This window comes from Schaedlerella arabinosiphila (genome assembly GCF_003885045.1).
Taxonomy (GTDB): domain Bacteria; phylum Bacillota; class Clostridia; order Lachnospirales; family Lachnospiraceae; genus Schaedlerella; species Schaedlerella arabinosiphila.
The window spans coordinates 5,277,456-5,292,530 of the sequence record NZ_RHJS01000002.1 but is presented as its reverse complement, the minus strand read 5'-3'; the positions used below and the strand labels follow the sequence as shown (position 1 = coordinate 5,292,530).

Sequence of the window (15,075 nt, the reverse complement as noted above, 5' to 3'; positions counted from 1 at the left end):
TGAAAATGGAGGGGCAATCAGCATCGCCCCTCCATTTTCAAACGCTGCACGCGCTTTTCCAGCCTCTGTCAGCCCAGCCCCAGTACAACCCCAATCAGCCGCACCACACCGGCCGCCGCCCATGCAACTGCACACTGGCCCAGCACCACGCCGGCCGCCCATTTTCCGCCCAGCTCCCGCTTTACCGAAGCGATGGCCGCCACACAGGGCGTATACAACAGGCAGAACACCAGCAGGCTGGCGGCGGCGAGGGGCGTCAGAGCCCCGGCAATGGCTTCCGTAGAACCGAACAGCACGGACAGGGTCGCCACCACACTTTCCTTCGCCATAAATCCAGTAATCAATGCGGTGGAGATCCGCCAGTCCCCAATTCCCAGCGGGCGCAGCACCGGCGCAAGAAGGCCGGCCAGCGCCGCCAGCATACTGTCGTGGGAATTATCCACGATATTCAGCCCAAAATCAAAGGTCTGCAAAAACCAGATCACAATCGTCGCTATGAAAATCACCGTGAAAGCCCTCTGCAGGAAGTCTTTTGCCTTGTCCCACAGGAGATGCCCCACATTTTTCATCCCCGGCATCCTGTAATTGGGCAGCTCCATCACAAAGGGCACCGGCTCCCCTTTGAACATCGTTTTTTTCAGCAGAAGCGCGGACACGATCCCAAGCAGGATACCCAGCACATACAGCCCGATCATCACCAGCGCCGCATGCTCCGGAAAAAACACCGCGGTAAAAAATCCATAGATCGGCAGTTTTGCCGAGCAGCTCATAAACGGCGTCAGCAAGATCGTCATCTTCCGATCCCGCTCCGACGGCAGGGTTCTGGTCGCCATGACCCCGGGCACCGTACAGCCGAAGCCCACCAGCATGGGGACGATGCTCCGCCCGGAGAGCCCCATTTTCCGCAGCAGCTTGTCCATCACAAAGGCCACCCTGGCGATGTAGCCGCTGTCCTCCATCATGGAAAGGAAGAAAAACAGGATCACGATGATCGGCAGGAAGCTGAGCACGCTGCCCACCCCGTTGAAAATCCCGTCAATGATGAGGGAATGCAGCACCTCGTTCACATCCGCCGCCGTAAGCGCGCTTTCCGCCAGTTCCGCCAGCCAGGTGATCCCCTGATCCAGTATGTCCTGCAGCCATGCGCCGATGACGTTGAAGGTGAGCCAGAACACCAGCCCCATGATCCCGATAAATACCGGCAGCGCCGTATATTTTCCCGTCAGAACTTTATCAAGCTTTGCGCTCCGGGCGTGCTCCTTACTTTCCCGGGGCTTGATCACCGTGGCGTCGCAGACCTCCTGGATAAAGGAAAACCGCATATCCGCAATGGCCGCCGCCCGATCCATCCCGCTCTCCTTCTCCATCTGGCAGATGATGTGCTCCAGCATCTCCTTCTCATTCTGATCCAGTCCCAGACTGTCCTGAATCTGTGCATCCCCCTCCGCCAGCTTGCTCGCCGCGAAACGAACCGGAATCTCTGCCTGCCGGGCATGATCCTCGATCAGATGCATGATCCCGTGCAGGCATCTGTGGACTGCCCCGCCCCGCTGATCCTCCCGGCAGAAGTCGATCCTGCCCGGGCGTTCCTGGTATTTTGCCACATGAAGGGCATGGTTCACCAGCTCGTCGGTTCCTTCATTCTTGACCGCCGACACCGGCACCACCGAGATTCCCAGCATGGCCTCCATCTCGTTGATCTGGATGGAGCCGCCGTTTCCCCGAACCTCGTCCATCATATTCAAAGCCAGTACAATGGGAATATCCAGTTCCATAAGCTGCATGGTCAGGTACAGGTTGCGCTCAATGTTGGTGGCATCTACTATATTGATAATCCCCTTGGGATGTTCCTTCAGCACAAATTCCCGGGTCACCATCTCCTCGCCGGAATAAGGCGACATGGAATAAATGCCCGGCAAATCCGTGATCAGCGTATTGCAGTGCCCCTTGATCACCCCGTCCTTCCGATCCACCGTCACCCCCGGAAAATTGCCCACATGCTGGTTGGAGCCTGTAAGCTGGTTGAAAAGCGTGGTCTTCCCGCAGTTCTGGTTGCCTGCCAGCGCAAAGGTCAAAAGCGCACTGTCCGGCAGCGGATGTTCCGTCCCTTTCTCATGATACCGCCCGCCTTCACCCAGGCCGGGATGCTCGATACGAGGCTTCTTGCGGGTTCTCTCCTCTGTCTCCGGTTCCTGGTCCCGGACATCCCGGATCTCTATTTTTTCCGCGTCCGCCAGGCGCAGCGTAAGCTCGTACCCGTGGATCATAAATTCCATCGGATCGCCCAGCGGGGCATACTTGATCAGTACAATCTCTGTCCCCGGAATGACCCCCATATCCAAAAAATGCTGTCTCAGCGCACCCTCGCCTCCTACCGTGGTGATGGTCGCCTTTTTGCCGATCGGCAGTTCCTTTAATGTCATAATCTCTTCTGTCCCTCTTTCGGCGCCGTCCGCGGCCTTGCCGTAAACTGCAGCCCTCTCTCTGTTCGGTAACTGTTTCTGCTTTCCTAGTATAACATGCCGTAAACGGAGTGTAAAGGAACTCACCTTTCCAGCAGAAAATCAATCAGATTTTTATGGATGATCCCGTCCCTGCTAAGCGGCACTTTATCCATGGACACCACATATTTCGGATAATTGTCCTCAATCACGCGGTACGCCCCAAATTCCCGCTCGACCGCCGACTCATCCGTCAGATAATAGGCTGCCTGGACATAGATCTTCTCCTGCCCCCGCTGGGCGATAAAATCCACTTCGCCGCGGTACGTCTTGCCCACATAGACCTTATAACCCCTTGTGATCAGCTCATTGTAGCAAATGGTTTCCACAATGTAATTGTATTCGTCCTTTACACGGTTCTTTTTCAGATAGAAAAATCCCAGGTCGCATACATAGACCTTTTCCTCAAACGCAAGCTGTTTTTTTCCGCGGATGTCGTACCTCGGAATCTTGTCGCAGATACAGGCTTCCTCCACATATTTGATGTAATCGTACACCGTCGGCGCCGACACCTTTTGATGCTTATCGGAAATCGCTTCGGAGATCTTATTGCCGGATACCGTGACGGAAGAATTACCCACCAGATAATCCAGCACCCGCTCCAACGCCTGCGGGGACGTGACCTTGTTGCGCATCACGATATCCTTGAGTACAACGGAATCGTAAATATTGGACAGAAGAATCTCCTTGCTTCGCTCCTCTTTCTCCTTGCAGACAAGTGGAAAACCGCCCCACTTCATATACTCCGCCAGAAGCTGGTCATAATCCGACCGGTCTTCATGAAACTGGCAGAACTCTTTGAAATTGAAAGGCAGTATCCGGAATGAAACCGTCCGCCCGCTCAAATGCGTCGCCAGCTCCCCGGAAAGCAATCGGGAATTGGAACCCGTTATGAAGATGCTGACATCATGCGTCGCCCGGAACGAATTGACCACCAGCTCAAATTCGTCCACATTTTGGATCTCGTCAAAAAACAGGTAATATTTTTCCTGACGGGTCAGCTTTGACTCAACATATTCATAAAATGCGCCCGGCTCGCAGTACGCCTTAAACTTATAATCCTCAAAATTCAGATACAGGATGCGTTCCTCGGGCACCTGGGCATCCCTGACCTCATCAATGATCTGCCGCAGCAGAGTCGATTTGCCGCAGCGGCGGATTCCGGTAATGACTTTCACCATCTCCGACTCATAAAATGGCCGGATCTCTTTCAGATATAACTCCCTTTTTACCATTTTCACCGCCTCCTGGTTCATTCTGGTTTGTTACTATTCACAGTAACTCTGGTTTCCATCTATAATAGCATATTTCCCTTTATATTTCAATAGAATTAAATCCATTTAATTCTATTACATATTTTCAATATTCTATTAACTACTTTTTATTCTTTATCTAATTTTTGTAATTTATTAAACTGTTTTAATTCTATTATGTCCTTTTCTGCAAAAAATAATCCAACCCATTCATCCATTCGCAAAATCCGTGCTGCCGCACAATTGGATTTTTTTCAAACTGTGCTGTTGGCAGCTTTTTTACCGAGATTTTTCAAAATACCAGGATGGGCGCAAAAAAACAGGAAATCTTTTCTTGATTTCCTGTCTTTGTGTGCCTTTTCATATGTAGGAAAATGATTCCGTTTTCTTCTGACTATCATTCTACAAATAGTAAATTATGGCGTTATGACTGGCTTCCCCTCCTCATCAAGTAAGGGTGTCAATCCTCCTGCGTATCCGTCTTTACGGAAAATATAATTTACTCCCGTTTCTGTATCAACCCATATTTCAATTAAATTTATCTTACCTTGTGTATAGACTTTCTCAAAACGCTCCATAAGTATTCCTCCTAAACTTGATTTACCCATGTCTCTTGTTTTCAGTTGCTTGCTTCTTCACCGTACATGAGCATTACTCCGCCGCTTCAATCACCGGATCCACTACTTCCTGGGTCAGCACATTGATGAATCCCACATCCGTAATGGCATACACCGGGATTGCCGCAAGGCAGATGAAGGAAAGGAACATAAACGGAATGGTGATCGGGCATCCCAGTTCGTGAATGATGCCGTTCAGCTTCCGTTTTTCATCCGCCAATTCTTCCCCGGACAGGTCGGAGAGCAGTCCGCAGACCGGATATTCCACCGCGCCCAGGATTTCCCCGTCCTTTACAACCACCTGGCCGCCGCCGATATCGATGAGGTAATTCACGGCCTTTGCCATATCCTCGAAATTGGTTCCCATGACGATCACATTGTGGTTGTCATGCCCTACAGAAGACGCGATCGCCCCTGCCTGCAGATGGAACCCTCCCATAAATGCTTTTCCGACGTTTCCGTTGATCCCGTACCGCTCTACCTGCGCGATGTAAAGCACATCCTGGGAAATGTCGCACTGCACCACGCCGTCTTTCACGTCCAGCACCGCCTCACGGCCCTGGGTAATGGGAATCCACGGAAGCGTATCCATCACCTGTACCCGGACCTTCTTCGCCCCTTCCGGCGCATAGATCTTGAAGCTGTCCGGCGTAATCGGATTTTTCAAACGGGTCGTATTCAGCAGGCACGGCTTATGTTCGGCCTTTGGATAGGAAACAAGGCACTTCTTATGGTCCACGATCTGTTTTCCGCCGGAAATGACGCTCAGCACTTCAAATGCTTCCTCCCCGGTGGTAATGTTGAGATCCGCGCGTTTTCCCGGCGCCAGTCCGCCGATCTCATCATCCAGATGAAATGCGCGCGCCGCGTTTAAGGATACCATCTGGATCGCCGTCGGAAAATCAACTCCATTTTTCAGGGCGGTGCGCACCGCGTCGTCCAAATGCCCCCGGTCAACCGCATCTACGGTGTGTAAGTCGTCTGTCACGATGCTGACTCTGGACGTATCCAGCTTCTGCTCCAGGATCGGCTTTAAGCAGTCCGCCATATTGCGGGCCGCGGAGCCTTCCCGGATCATCAGATGGCAGCCGTTTCGAAGCCGGGCAAGGGCGTCTTCGCCGGACAGCGATTCATGATCCGTGGTCACCCCTGCCGCCAGACAGGTATTCAGCGCCGCCCCTTCCATATCCGGCAAATGTCCCTGACAGGTTTTTCCCGGCATATGGTTCACATGGTCCATGGATTCCATGAGTTCCGGAAAACCGTTCAGTATGTAGGGCCCGACCACTTCGGAAATTCCCACCGCGTCCTTTCTCTCCAGGGCTTTTTTGATGATCTCCGGGTTAAAATGTCCGCCGCTGGTTTCCAGGTTCGGCGCAAACGGCACATGGGACGGAACCACAAAATACAGCTTCAGATCCGTCGCCTCCGCTTCCTCCAGAACCGCCTCGATCCCTTCCAGCCCGGCCACTACACCGATCTCATGAAGGTCTGTCATGACTGCGGTGGTACCGTGCTTTAAGACCAGTTCCGCAAAGGAGCGGATAGACAGGCTGCTGCTCTCGGGGTGGATGTGCCCGTCTATGAATCCGGGCGTAATATAGTTGCCTCCCGCATCAATCACTTCTGTGCCTTCACCGATGGCATACTCCACGTCTCCCACTGCCGCGATCTTATCCCCGCTGATCGCCACGCCGCCTTCGTAAATCTCCTTTGTATACACGTTGACCAGTTTACCGTTTTTTACGACTATATCTGCCGGGGCCTGTCCGCCTGCTGCCGCCAATAATTTTTTATCCATTGAATGTTCGTTCTCCTTTTTTCTGAAACTTGTTTCATTTGGGTGTACAGTTCTAATAGATCACCGGGAAACGATCCGGCAGTACGATGCCCGCCCTCTTGTAGATCGCTTCGCTTCGTTCCTGTGCTTCTTTCAATATTGCCTCTTCATCCAGGGTCAGGATCTTCCGTTCCTTCATCAGCCATTTTCCATTGCACATCGTGCTCTCGATGTTGGAGGAATGCATCGCCGTCACAAGCGCGGCGATCCGGTCGTTGACCGGCATCATGGACGGGCCGTGGGGGTCGATCACGATCAAATCCGCTTTTTTGCCCGGCTCCAGGCTTCCATAGACCTCCTCGTCCAGCAGCGCCCGGGCGCCGTTTTTCGTGGCCATGCACAAAATGTCTTCCGACGGCACTACTGTGGAATCCAGCCTCCATCCCTTATGAATCAGCGAGGTCAGCCACATTTCATCCACCATGTCCATGCGGTTGCTGGAAGACGCGCCGTCCGTGCCGATGGAAACGCAGACTTTCTTTTTCAGCATCTGCGGGATTTTCGCAAATCCAAGGACGCGCATTGCCGACGCCGGGTTGTGGGAAACCTTTACGTCATACTTTTTAAACAGGTCGATTTCCTCGTTGGTCAGCCAGACCGTGTGAACCGCCAGCAGGTTTTTGTCCAGCACGCCCAGCTTATGGAGGTGGGTGACCGTAGGCTCTCCATAAACGGCCTGGGTATATTCGATCTCGGACTTGGCTTCAGCCACGTGCATATGCACGCCCACGCCGTATTTGTCGGCCAGCTCCTTGGTTTTCACGATCAGTTCATCGGTATTGTTGAAAATGGTGCGCAGCCCGAACCACACCTGTACCCTTCCGTCCGCGGTATTGTGGTATTTGTTCAGATCGTCGATCTGCTGCTCCAGTTCTTCCTCCGTGGTCCGCTGCCAGATCTCGGGAAGTCCTTCCCCGCAGTCCATCACGGATTTTGCCAGTTTTGCGCGAAGCCCGGCCTCCGTCACCGCCCTTGCCATGCCGTTGACAAACTGCCCGCCCGGCTCCGCAAAGCTGGTCACCCCTGCCCGGATCTGCTCCAGACAGCACATCAGCGTGGATACATAGGAATCTTCCTCTGTCATGCTGCTCTCGAAAGGCCACATCCGCTTGTGCAGCCAGGTGATAAAGTCCACGTCGTCCCCGACCCCGCGGCTGATCTGCTGGGACGTATGTACATGGGTGTTTACAAATCCCGGAAGCAGGTATTTTCCGTGCAGGTCGATCACCTCCGCGTCCCTGCAAAGCTGCCGCTCATCCACCTCTCCCACCGCCAGGATCTTGTCCCCTTCTACCAGCAGGCTTCCGCAGGCATACACCTGGTTCACTGCATTCATGGTCAGAATATAACCATTTTTAAAATAAATCTGTCCCGATTCTCCCAAATTCATGCCACCTCCTTGTCGAATCAAATTGCACCGTCCCACCAAAGGCCAGACGGCATGCTGCCGGAAGGCATCTGCCTTCCTGAGTTCTTTTGTTCATTGTATCGAACATTGTTCAATTTGTCAATCCAACCCGTTGCATCTGAAATATGTTGATTTCCTGACAGGGATTCCGTATAATGGAAACAGTATCTAAATTGGCGCCGTATCATGGAATCAGGAGGACTTGGGCCGGGAATGTTCCAAAGAGTTACTCCGGGAGGATGTGCAATGTATGAATTTCTGAAGCATCTGGGCATATTTGTCAGCATGATCTCCTTCTTTTCCGGGATCGTTGTCCTGACAATGAATCAGATCCTGTGCAAAAAAGAAGAAGATCCGCTCTATCCCGTATTGAGAAAATTCCATTTGCTTTTTTTCTTTTACACACTGATCGTTTTCTTCTATTATTATGAAGAGCTTTTTATTCTTGGAAACAGCGCTGCCGTTGTAACCAGCTATCTTGGAAATATTACCCTGGCATTCCTGTTTATATCTTATGCAGATGTCATCGGATGCCTGAACGGCCGGGAGCGTACAATCGGCTGTAAAATATTGAGGAAGGGCTGTATTGCATACATAGCCGTATGGTTTGTAGTGGCGGTATTTATCCGGGACCGTTCCATGAGCTATGTAGACGGCACCCTGGGAAGAGTTCTGATCGTGGGAACTGAGGTCATACTGCTGTGCACAATTCTTCTGTTCGCAAGAGAGCAGTGGGAATCCTGCCGAAAAGACAGGCGTTCCCTGTTTTTTATGGCAGCCTTTCTTATAATGGCCCTGTGGGAGATCATGTATGATACCGCAGTGGCAGTACCCCTGTTCCTTTTTACGCATATGATCAAGCCTTTTAACCTTGTGATCCTTCTTTATTTCCTGATCAATGTCACACTGATGATTCAGGTCTACTGCAAACCGCTTTTTGAAGCAAAGCCCGCGGAGCATATCACCGATGATATGCTCAAGGACTATCTCCTGACCGGGCGTGAACGCGAACTTCTCCAGCTTGTTTTAAAAGGGAGAAGCAACCAGGAGATCGCCGAACAGTTATGCATTTCAAATAACACGGTAAAGCACCATATGAGCAGTATTTATAAAAAGACAGAAACCAACGGCCGGATGCAGCTGTTACAAAAGCTCGGCAATCTGAGATAAATGTGAAAACACCCGTATTTTGGGGGATGGCACCTGGGTGCTATCCCTTTTTAATACCCGGGAATTACATTTTTTCTACCGCGGTGCTATATTTTTAGTACCGGTGTGCCATATCCCGATTCCCCACTTTCTGCTATAGTCTGCTTAACAACTGTTGCAGCATTCCCAAAAGAGGGAAGCGCCTGTACTTTTAAGAAAGGAAGGAACAACATTATGAAAAAATGGAATCGGGTAAAAAGGTACACTGCCATCACCCTTGCGGCTGTAGTGACAGCTTCCGCAGCGGCCGGATGCAGCCAGAACAGCGTGGAAAAGGCCGGCACGGAGCCGGAGGCACAGCCGCCAAAATCAGAAGCGCCAGAAGCAGAGCAAGAAGCTTCCGCTTCACTGGTATTGAAAAACGGTATCATCCAGACCATGGTATCGGAGGAAAATACCGCGGAAGCCATTGCAATCAATGGAGACGAAATCATTTATGTGGGGGATTCCGATGGCGCAGAAGCCTATATCGGTGATTCAACGGAAGTCATCGATCTGGACGGCGCAATGGTCACTCCTGGTTTTATGGATGGGCATATGCATGCGGCAAACGGATGGGTTACAAAGCTTTTTGCGGTATCATTTTCAGGCTGTAAGACCAATGACGATTACATAGAAGCCGTCAGGACATTTGCGGAGGAAAACCCGGATGTGGACGTGATCACTGGCGGAAGGTTTGATCTGAACAACTATGCCCAGGATGACGGAACCAATCCCGGTCCGGCAAAAGAAGATCTGGACCAGGCATGCAGCGACCGCCCGGTCATCCTGAAATCCGTAGACGGCCATTCTTACTGGGTCAACTCCAAGGCGCTGGAGCTGGCAAAGATTACAAAGGATACGAAAGATCCCAAAGCCGGAGTGATTTCCCGAAATGAAGATGGGACGCCAAGGGGAATGCTGACGGATACTGCAAAGGATCTGGTGGCAGATCTGGCGGAACAGGTGCAGTACACAGATGAAATGTACATGGAAGCGGCAGAAAAATTTCAGGAAGAGGCACATTCCATGGGAATTACCGGAATGACCTCCTGTCCGTCCGGCAATGACGACGCAATCTCCGGCTTTTACAAACTGGAGGAATCCGGAGAATTATCTCTGAGACTGAAATCCGCCAAGGTTGCGGCTCCGGAGATCTCCCCCGAGGAAATGATCGACATTGTAAAAAAGCATGGGGAGACCTATAAAGATTCGGAATGGATTGATACCAATGTGGTGAAAATCTTTGCAGACGGCGTTACAGAAGGCAAAACTGGTGTATTTCTGGAGCCTTATCTGGAAAGCGCCGGAAAGGGAACGGATTATAAGGGAAATCCGGTCTGGACAGACGAGCAGTTCAATGAGATGGCTGCTGCGCTGGACAAAGAAGGTATCCAGTTACATACGCATGCAATTGGTGACGGAGCTGTAAATCAGACTTTAAACGCTTATGAATATGCAGAAGAGCAAAACGGAAAGCGGGATGCCAGATTTACGATTACCCATGTCTGTGCTGTTACCCCGGATGATATCCAGCGTCTGGCAGATATGGAAGTGGTATCCGCGCTGCAATTTTTATGGATGTATGCCGATCCGCTGTTTGAACTGGAAAAAGCGATGATCGGGGAAGAACGTGCCCTGGCAATGTATCCTGTCAAGGAAATGCAGGAACAGGGATGTATCATTTCCGGAGCAAGCGATTATTCTGTATCCCCTTATGACGTACTGGACGAGATTGAGACCGGAGTCACACGCAACAGCCCTTACGAAGAAGATACAGAGGTTATGTTCCGCAACCCGGAGCAGGCCGTCAGCGCCTATACCGTTTTGGAAGCCTATACCAAAAATGTAGCATATGAAAACTTCTGGGACGAAAAGCTTGGAACCATTGAAGTTGGAAAGAAGGCAGACCTTGCAGTATTGGGACAGAATATCCTGACCTGCGACCCGGAAGAAATCTCCGAGACACCCGTTCTCTATACGATTGCGGGCGGAAAAATAGTGTATCAAGGTGAAGATATAAAATAGGTAAAGTTTTGCAAAAGTGATGGGGCGATGACATCTGCCGCATCATTTTTCAGGACGGAAGCGAACACATTTACCAGATCCCCACTGTCAGAATCCAGTCCTACTCCCTGGAGGAGATCCAGGAAAAGCACCTGAACCTTTTTCTGCCCTATGTACTGCTCCGGCTGCGTCCCCGGTTGAATCCGGAAAGGAAGTTTCCTTTGACAAAAAATGAATTGACAGCCTTTGTTGACAAGGTTATGATAATACTAAAAGATGAAGTGGAACAGGGATATTTGACAGAGCGGGAATATAACGATTATGTGAACCTGTTCCGCCGTGCCGCAGAAAACATATTTGAGAAGCATCCCGATTTTGGAAGAGAGGTGGATCGTATGACGAAACCAATGATTGAACTGCCCAGCGTCCTTCAAAAACGTCTGTACGCGGAGATTGACAGTTTGAATGCGGATAATGAGGCATTGATCGCTGATAATGAAGCTCTCACTGCAGAGCTTTCCCGCATGAAAGCATTACTAGAACAATATCACATCCCGGTAAATGCTTAACTCTGCTTTTACAGTAAGGAGCGTCCAATCCAAATCTTACAGCAAAGCAGTACTGCCGAAAAAGACCGCCTTCGTATATTATATCAAGTGCTTGTGGGACATCCTCACAGCGATATACTTATGCAGGCGGTCTTTTCCGCCATTTTTAATACAAAGAAAATTTCTTTTTTTTACTTCCAATTTTCCCCGAACATTGGTATACTTGAAATTGCTTTACACATGACCATTTCGCAATACTGCATCAAAAGCAGGATGCAGCAGACATCATACGCCAGTCATCTGCACTATATCTACCGCTTATTACTATGATACACGCCAATCCATCTACATAAAATTTTACCAGGAGGTCCGTACATGGATTTGAACAAAATAGGAAAAACACTCAAAGAACACCGTCTGGAACAGAACTTGTCGATCCGCGATCTGTCCAACGTGTCGAATGTGGCGGCAAGTACCATCAGCCAGATCGAAACAGGCAAAACCTCTCCCAACCTGCTCACCTTAAAGTCCATATGCGATGCCCTCGACCTTCCCGTCTTCTCCCTGTTTCTGGAGGAGGATGACGAGCAGGTTCAATTTGTACGCCATACGGATCAGAAGTCCTTTGTCCGCAATACAAGCAACGGAAAAGCCCTGACCGAATCCCTGATCATCCATGGAAAAAATGAAATGTACGCCGCTACAGTCACCGTCCCCTCCCATACTGATTCCGGTGAGTATGCCCACCACGGCGGAGAAGAATTTGTATATGTGCTGTACGGAAGCATAATTTTTGATCTGGAAAATAAAGGCACTTATGAATTGAATGAACATGACACGCTGTACTATCCGAACTACATCGGGCACCGCTGGAGCAACCTGACAGACAAAGAGGCGAAGATCCTGATGGTCTCCACCTCCCCGTATACATTTTAGAAAACGGCTGAAAATGCCTTTAGCCGCACAGATCACACACTATGAAACCCTTTCCCGATAATCTCACTTGTATTGGAGATCAAAATAAAGGCGGAAGGGTCTTCTTTTCTGATAAAATTCCTCAGCAGCACCGCCTGATGCCGATTCAGCGCAGTAAATATGATGTATTTCTGAGATCCGGTAAACGCCCCCTGCCCGTCGCAGATCGTTGCGCTCCGGTTCAGTTCGTGTACGATAAAATCGCAGATCGGCTCCGGCCTGCTGCAGAAAACATTAAAATACTTGGAAAGGTTCAGACTTTCAATAAAGTTGTCCACCAGCACGGAGCGGAACGCAAGCCCCAGGCAGGAGTACAGCCCCACCTCCACGTCAAACACGAAAAATCCGGCAACCGTGATCGCCACGTCAGACAGCATCAATGCGCGGCCGATGTCAATGCTGGAATATTTTTTCAGGATCATTGCCACAATATCCGTGCCCCCGCTGGAGGCCCCGATATTGAACAGTACTGCGGAGCCAAAGGCCGGAAGCACAATCGCGAAGATCACCTCCAAAAGCGGCTCGCTCGTAAACGGGCGGTTCATAGGCCAGATTCTTTCAAACAGCGACAGCAGGATTGAGAGCAGCACACTACAGTAAGCGGTCTTTGCCACGAACTTCCGCCCAAGGATCACAGCCCCCAGGACCAGCAAAACCATATTTGCCGCAAAAGAAAAATCCGATGCGGAAATCAGCCCGGATTTTGCAACAAGGACAGCGAGACCGGTAATCCCGCCAAATGTAAAGTGATTGGTAAACTTAAAAAAGTAAATCCCTACGGCCATGATCACGGTGGCCGCTGTCATCATAAAAAAGCTGTGAATTTTCGTTTTCATTTGTTTTTTCCTCTGATTTTGTAGAACTTGAAACTGTTTTTGAAAATGTATATCCGTCTCGAATTGTAACGCTGTATTTCCTGAAAGTCAACCATTTCAGGTATTGACTTTTGGAAATATTTACTCTATATTAGTAATAGCTACTAATATTACTTTTTACAGGAGGAAAAAACATGGCGAACAATAAATATTCCGGAACACAAACAGAGAAAAACCTGGAGGCCGCTTTTGCCGGTGAATCCCAGGCAAGAAACAAGTATACTTATTTCGCGTCTAAGGCAAAAAAGGAAGGCTTTGAACAGATCGCAGCCCTTTTCTTAAAAACGGCGGACAATGAAAAAGAGCATGCAAAGATGTGGTTCAAGGAGCTCAGCGGACTTGGCGATACCGCTGAAAATCTGACCCAGGCCGCAAATGGTGAGAATTACGAATGGACGGATATGTATGCAGAATTTGCTGAGACCGCTGAAAAGGAAGGCTTCCCGGAGCTTGCTGAAAAATTCCGTATGGTTGCCGCCATTGAAAAGCATCATGAAGAGCGTTACCGTGCGCTTTTGAAAAACATCAAGATGCAGGAGGTCTTTAAAAAGAGCGAGGTCAAAGTGTGGGAATGCCGGAACTGCGGGCATATCCTTGTAGGAACTGACGCCCCCGAGGTCTGCCCGGTATGTGCCCATCCGCAGGCATATTTTGAGGTCAATGCGGCAAATTACTGATTTTTTGACTATAGTGCTTCAAGTGCAAACCGGCGCCCCGGGGACATCTTTCCCCAGGGTGCCGGCCTTTTATTCCTCATCATACAAAAAACTGACCGATTCATAGATCTTTTGGAAATCAATCACACACTTGCCGCGAAAAATCCCCACCGGTACCTTCTGTGTAAAATCGTACAGCCTGACGTTGAGGTCGCTCTGAAAATCGTAGACAATCACTTTCCTCTTGTCCGGGTCTACCAGCCAGTACTCGCGTACGCCTGCCGCCTCGTACTTGGCCAGCTTCAGCATCATATCCTTCCGTCTGGTAGAATTCGAGAGGACCTCCGCTACCAGATCCGGCGCGCCATACACTACACCCTTTCGGAACTTGCTCCGGTCGCAGACCACCATGACATCCGGCTGAAGCATCGTCTTGTGATCACAGTCGAGCTGCACGTCCAGGGGAGAAGACATCGGCACGCATGTCCCCTTCTTCTTATCAATATAGTCCGCCAGCTTCCTGTATACCTGCCCCACAAATGCCTGGTGGATGCTGGTCGGCGCAGCCATATCGTAAAATACCCCGTCTATCAGCTCCGCGCGGTACTCTTCCGGCAGCGCGTAATAGTCGTCCAATGTATACCTGCCCTGCTGCGACTTCTCATAATCCTGTTCCTCCATATAGGCCGCCCGTGCTTCCCGGATCATCATCTCCTTCTTATCTCCGAATACGCTCTCCAGCGCCTTCAATGTATCATAACGGGGGGACTTCGTGACCCCGCCCAGCACTTTCTGCACCGTACCGAGAGGCAGACCCGAAAGCTCCGCAATCTGTTCATAGGAATAGCCAAGTTCTCTTTTGCGCTGACGCATTTCTTCGATGGTCATGGTATTCACTTCTTTCTTATCTTTTTCTTTATTATAGCAGTTTATTTTCCATTTTTCAACCGCTTTTTTACCATTATATTTCCATATTATCTACAAGGTATCCACAAGGTACCCAATCACTGTATTAGCCGGATGCCGTGCAGCGTGTGCAAGACACCATGTAAACAATAACCGTTCGGCTTTTATGCCGCATATCTGCATATCTCCGCTCTTGTAAACTCGCCCGGAAAGCCTTATAATAAATCATACCTTGCAAAATGGCCGTATGGCCATAATGGGGTGCCCTCGGGGTTACCTTGTAAAATGGCCGTATGGCCAT

The 15,075-nt window shown here is 50.1% G+C and carries 12 protein-coding genes; 5 read left to right on the top strand and 7 right to left on the bottom strand.

What is annotated here, in order from left to right; genetic code table 11:
* Nucleotides 1–68: 68 nt before the first annotated feature.
* The 5 genes from feoB to EBB54_RS24990 all read right to left on the bottom strand — a co-directional run bounded on the left by feoB (nucleotide 69) and on the right by EBB54_RS24990 (nucleotide 7,601).
* Nucleotides 69–2,423, bottom strand: coding sequence for a ferrous iron transport protein B (feoB, locus tag EBB54_RS25010; RefSeq protein ID WP_193554389.1), 2,355 nt, complete (start codon nucleotides 2,421–2,423; stop codon nucleotides 69–71).
* 122 nt (nucleotides 2,424–2,545) lie between these two features.
* Nucleotides 2,546–3,736 carry an ATP-binding protein gene (locus EBB54_RS25005; protein WP_004081656.1) on the bottom strand — a complete coding sequence of 397 codons (1,191 nt, stop codon included), beginning with the start codon at nucleotides 3,734–3,736 and terminating at the stop codon, nucleotides 2,546–2,548.
* A gap of 434 nt (nucleotides 3,737–4,170) precedes the next feature.
* Nucleotides 4,171–4,332, bottom strand: a complete 162-nt coding sequence (locus EBB54_RS25000) for a DUF6440 family protein (protein ID WP_125129439.1) — start codon at nucleotides 4,330–4,332, stop codon at nucleotides 4,171–4,173.
* A gap of 73 nt (nucleotides 4,333–4,405) precedes the next feature.
* Nucleotides 4,406–6,172: an adenine deaminase gene (locus EBB54_RS24995; RefSeq protein ID WP_125129438.1), complete on the bottom strand. Its 1,767-nt coding sequence runs from the start codon at nucleotides 6,170–6,172 to the stop codon at nucleotides 4,406–4,408.
* A 52-nt stretch (nucleotides 6,173–6,224) separates the two neighbouring features.
* Nucleotides 6,225–7,601 (bottom strand): amidohydrolase, encoded by a 1,377-nt coding sequence (locus EBB54_RS24990; RefSeq protein WP_125129437.1) that lies wholly within the window; start codon nucleotides 7,599–7,601, stop codon nucleotides 6,225–6,227.
* Nucleotides 7,602–7,865: 264 nt separating this feature from the next.
* Between EBB54_RS24990 and EBB54_RS31450 the strand changes: the two genes are divergently transcribed.
* From EBB54_RS31450 to EBB54_RS24970, 4 genes are all read left to right on the top strand, one after another.
* The gene (locus EBB54_RS31450; protein WP_162307198.1) at nucleotides 7,866–8,789 is read left to right on the top strand and encodes a helix-turn-helix transcriptional regulator; all 924 of its coding nucleotides are present in this window, start codon (nucleotides 7,866–7,868) and stop codon (nucleotides 8,787–8,789) included.
* A gap of 213 nt (nucleotides 8,790–9,002) precedes the next feature.
* Nucleotides 9,003–10,835 carry an amidohydrolase gene (locus EBB54_RS24980; RefSeq protein ID WP_125129435.1) on the top strand — a complete coding sequence of 611 codons (1,833 nt, stop codon included), beginning with the start codon at nucleotides 9,003–9,005 and terminating at the stop codon, nucleotides 10,833–10,835.
* 200 nt (nucleotides 10,836–11,035) lie between these two features.
* Complete coding sequence (locus EBB54_RS24975) at nucleotides 11,036–11,383, top strand: hypothetical protein (protein ID WP_243127805.1); 348 nt, start codon at nucleotides 11,036–11,038, stop codon at nucleotides 11,381–11,383.
* A 354-nt stretch (nucleotides 11,384–11,737) separates the two neighbouring features.
* Complete coding sequence (locus EBB54_RS24970; RefSeq protein WP_004081648.1) at nucleotides 11,738–12,298, top strand: helix-turn-helix domain-containing protein; 561 nt, start codon at nucleotides 11,738–11,740, stop codon at nucleotides 12,296–12,298.
* 32 nt (nucleotides 12,299–12,330) lie between these two features.
* Here EBB54_RS24970 and EBB54_RS24965 read toward each other — a convergent pair whose 3' ends face one another.
* A complete protein-coding gene (locus EBB54_RS24965; RefSeq protein ID WP_125129434.1) occupies nucleotides 12,331–13,173 on the bottom strand; it encodes a YitT family protein in 843 nt (280 codons plus the stop codon).
* 173 nt (nucleotides 13,174–13,346) lie between these two features.
* On the opposite strand from EBB54_RS24965, the gene rbr reads away from it, so the two are divergent.
* On the top strand, nucleotides 13,347–13,889 hold the full coding sequence (rbr, locus tag EBB54_RS24960) for a rubrerythrin (RefSeq protein ID WP_125129433.1): 543 nt from the start codon (nucleotides 13,347–13,349) through the stop codon (nucleotides 13,887–13,889).
* A gap of 69 nt (nucleotides 13,890–13,958) precedes the next feature.
* On the opposite strand, the gene EBB54_RS24955 is transcribed toward rbr, so the two are convergent.
* Complete coding sequence (locus tag EBB54_RS24955) at nucleotides 13,959–14,756, bottom strand: Uma2 family endonuclease (RefSeq protein WP_125129432.1); 798 nt, start codon at nucleotides 14,754–14,756, stop codon at nucleotides 13,959–13,961.
* Between the last annotated feature and the right edge of the window lie 319 nt (nucleotides 14,757–15,075).

Bases quoted from the DNA above. Each gene is read 5' to 3' on its own strand.
- feoB (WP_193554389.1), bottom strand. From the start codon at position 2,423: ATGACATTAAAGGAACTGCCGATCGGCAAAAAGGCGACCATCACCACG.
- EBB54_RS25005 (WP_004081656.1), bottom strand. From the start codon at position 3,736: ATGGTAAAAAGGGAGTTATATCTGAAAGAGATCCGGCCATTTTATGAG.
- EBB54_RS25000 (WP_125129439.1), bottom strand. From the start codon at position 4,332: ATGGAGCGTTTTGAGAAAGTCTATACACAAGGTAAGATAAATTTAATT.
- EBB54_RS24995 (WP_125129438.1), bottom strand. From the start codon at position 6,172: ATGGATAAAAAATTATTGGCGGCAGCAGGCGGACAGGCCCCGGCAGAT.
- EBB54_RS24990 (WP_125129437.1), bottom strand. From the start codon at position 7,601: ATGAATTTGGGAGAATCGGGACAGATTTATTTTAAAAATGGTTATATT.
- EBB54_RS31450 (WP_162307198.1), top strand. From the start codon at position 7,866: ATGTATGAATTTCTGAAGCATCTGGGCATATTTGTCAGCATGATCTCC.
- EBB54_RS24980 (WP_125129435.1), top strand. From the start codon at position 9,003: ATGAAAAAATGGAATCGGGTAAAAAGGTACACTGCCATCACCCTTGCG.
- EBB54_RS24970 (WP_004081648.1), top strand. From the start codon at position 11,738: ATGGATTTGAACAAAATAGGAAAAACACTCAAAGAACACCGTCTGGAA.
- EBB54_RS24965 (WP_125129434.1), bottom strand. From the start codon at position 13,173: ATGAAAACGAAAATTCACAGCTTTTTTATGATGACAGCGGCCACCGTG.
- rbr (WP_125129433.1), top strand. From the start codon at position 13,347: ATGGCGAACAATAAATATTCCGGAACACAAACAGAGAAAAACCTGGAG.
- EBB54_RS24955 (WP_125129432.1), bottom strand. From the start codon at position 14,756: ATGACCATCGAAGAAATGCGTCAGCGCAAAAGAGAACTTGGCTATTCC.